5 protein-coding genes are annotated in these 2,894 nt (G+C 67.6%); all 5 read left to right on the top strand.

Translation table 11 applies throughout. The features are described from left to right. A partial coding sequence (locus tag ACFQEU_RS13975) for a hypothetical protein (protein WP_379783136.1) occupies positions 1–196 on the top strand: 196 nt, incomplete at its 5' end. A gap of 158 nt (positions 197–354) precedes the next feature. Beyond that, the gene (locus ACFQEU_RS13970) at positions 355–804 is read left to right on the top strand and encodes an Lrp/AsnC family transcriptional regulator (protein WP_379783134.1); all 450 of its coding nucleotides are present in this window, start codon (positions 355–357) and stop codon (positions 802–804) included. Between the two features lie 98 nt (positions 805–902). Then, entirely contained in the window at positions 903–2,060 is a 1,158-nt protein-coding gene (locus tag ACFQEU_RS13965; protein ID WP_379783132.1) for a DUF63 family protein, read from the top strand. Positions 2,061–2,135: 75 nt separating this feature from the next. Next, positions 2,136–2,543, top strand: coding sequence for a hypothetical protein (locus ACFQEU_RS13960; protein ID WP_379783130.1), 408 nt, complete (start codon positions 2,136–2,138; stop codon positions 2,541–2,543). Between the two features lie 139 nt (positions 2,544–2,682). Then, on the top strand, positions 2,683–2,894 hold a 212-nt coding region (locus ACFQEU_RS13955; protein WP_379783128.1), incomplete at its 3' end, for a flavoprotein.

Below are 2,894 nucleotides of genomic sequence, written 5' to 3'. Positions count from 1 at the left end.
GGCGACCCGCGGATCGGCGGCCCGGGCCGGACGAAGCGGCCGTCGTGGCGTCGAATACGTCGCCGGTCGGCCGGGATCCCGACACAGGGCCGGCTATCGACCCGAGCGCGGTGCCGGCAGTTACGAGCGCGATCGCACGTCTCAGCAGGGGGCGTCTGGAGGGCATCTCCTCGTCCTCTGTTCGGGCGATACTTAATTCATATAGTTGTCAGCACGTGGCCCGCTGTGGTCGCTTTCTGACACCTCGTCCGTGCCGCACCGTCGACCCCGCAGCCTCGACCCTGTCCCGTCCGTGCCGATTCCGCGATCTGCCCCGGTCGCAAGCTCAAAGGCCTCAGCCGGCCACCCCCCGGTATGGAACTCGACGACACGGATCGGGAGATCCTCCGGCTGCTGCAGGCGGACGCGCGGACCCCGTTCTCGGAGATCGCCCGGCAGATCGATATGTCGAGCGCGACGGTCCACGACCGCGTCGGCCGCATGGAGGAGGCGGGCGTGATCGAGGGGTATCACGCCGCTGTCGACCCGAAGGCGGTGGGGTACGGGGTCAGTGCCCTCGTCGGGCTCCGCGTCGAGCAGGGTCGCGAGGAGGACGCGCTCGACCGCCTCCGCGAGATCGAGGGCGTCAGAGCGATCCACCTGACCACCGGTGAGTGGGACGTCATCCTGCGGGTGGTCGCCGAGGACACCGACAGCCTCCGCGAACTCATGTTCGAGCGGATCGCGAACATGGATGGGTTTTCGCGATCACAGACGATGATCGTTCTCGGCACCGACTACGAGGCGGAGGGGCCGCCGATCTGAGCGGCGGGTCGCCACAGCGTGATGCCGTCTCTTGACGCCGCAGTGCGCCGCCGTCCGGGACCGGAACGCTCAACTCGCGAAGCCACTGAAACCCTTCCATGAGTTCATGGGTGGAGGACCGGGTCGGCCGCTCGCCGGAGCGCGCATGGGCCGCCGCGGTCTCGCTCGTTACCGGCCTCCTCGTCGTCGGCTCGCTCGTCTCCCCGCGGACCGTCTACGACGGGTTCCTCTGGCGGTACTTCTGGGGGCCCGTCGCGGCCGACGGCCAGGGCGCACAGTGTGCGGTCCGTCCCGAGAGCGGCGGGACGGAGCTGTTGACGAGTAACGCCGCCTGCGCGGACGCGATCGCCGCCGGCGAGATCGTCGCTGAACCGGGGTACACGACCGTCTCGACGGTGAGCTACGTGTTCGTCCTGCTGGCGATGCTGATCGGCGTCGTCTTCCTGCTCCGGCGGCTGGAGATCGGCGACGAGTTCCGGTTCTTCTACGCGCTGTTCCCGTTCATGCTGTTCGGCGGAACCCTCCGGACGGTCGAGGACGCCGGGATCGCCGCGGTCCGGGCCGGTGCCGAACCGCTGATCGCGTTCCCGTGGAGCGCGCTGATCATCAGCCCGTTCATCTACTTCGTCGTGTTCGCGGTGACGCTCGGGTGCGTGCTCGCCGCGTACGCGCTCGCCGAGCGCGGGCACGCAAAGGACTACGCCCGCCCGCTGTTCGGGATGGGGACGGTCGCGCTCGCGGCCTCGTTCGGCTACCTCGTGTACCTCGCCGTCACGGCCGACTACGTTACCATCTACCCACAGGTGCTCGTGTTGACGCTCGTGCTCGCGACGGCGTCGACCGCCGGGACGTGGAAGCTGATCGAGGGGTGGAAGCCGTCGATCAACCAGGGGACCGGCTTTGCCGGCTTCGTGATCATCTGGGGTCACGCCGTCGACGGCGTCGCGAACGTGATCGGGCTCAACTGGATGCCGGAGCTCACGGGCACCGCCAACCTCGTCCCGAAACACGTCATCAACGCGCTGATCGTCGACTGGACCGCCGTCCTGCTCCCGGAGGCGGTGCTCGCGGTCACGAAGGACGCGTGGCCGTTCCTGTTCGTAAAACTCGCCGCCGCGACGGGCGTCGTGTACGTGTTCAACGGCGAGCTGTTCGAGGAGTCGCCGCGGTACACCCTGCTGCTGCTCATCACCGTGCTCGCCGTCGGGCTCGGTCCCGGGACGCGCGACATGCTGCGGGCGACGTTCGGGATCTGACCGGCGATTGGGTGTGAGACACCGAGTATCCGGACTCGGCGAACGTTTATATCGTTTGATTCGAAACGAACGAATATGCGAAAGACGGCTATCAATGCAGCGGTAGCGCTCGTTGCGTCCGTAGCGATGCTGTTCGTTCCGGTGGGTGCGGTCGTTGCCCCGGTCGTCGGTGGAGTCGTCTTCGGAACACTTCAGTCGAAAGACGGGATTCGGGTGGATTACGTGCGGAGTACAGCGATCGGTGCGCTCTTCGGTGTGACCGTGCTGCTGTTCGCGGTCGGATTATTCATCGCGACACCGGTCCTGAGCCACGCGGCGACCACTGTTCAGTCGGTTGCGTTCGGCTTCTTGGCCGAACTCCACCCGCTCGCGTACGCGCTCGTTGCCGGCACGGTCGCGACGGGGGCGTTCGTTGGCAGTAGTTTGCTGGTCGCAGAACTCGAGCTCGGACGGCGGGGGCCGCCGTCACCGACCAGCTCATAACGGGAAGCTTCGACGGGTGTCGGCTCCCGTGGCTGGCTCCACGGGCTCCACCTAGCCGTAGCCGGATCTCCGCGTCTCCGCCGCGGCGTCGGCGCACACCGCCACCTTATAAATCCTCGCGGGGGTAACCGTCGCGGTAATGTTGGAGGGCGTCAACGTCGCGCTCGGCGTGTCGGGCAGCATCGCGGCGGTGAAGGTCGTCGAGCTCGCCCACGAGCTCCGCCGGCACGGCGCGAGCGTGCGTGCGGTGATGACGCCGGCCGCGACGGACATCGTTCACCCGTGGGCGGTCGACTTCGCGACCGACGAGCCCGTCGTCACGGAGATCACCGGGGACGTGGAACACGTCGA

Source organism: Halorubrum tibetense, from assembly GCF_042661865.1.
GTDB classification, from domain to species: Archaea; Halobacteriota; Halobacteria; order Halobacteriales; family Haloferacaceae; genus Halorubrum; species Halorubrum tibetense.
The sequence above is the reverse complement of the archived record's forward strand: the minus strand, read 5'-3'. Positions and strand labels throughout refer to the sequence as shown.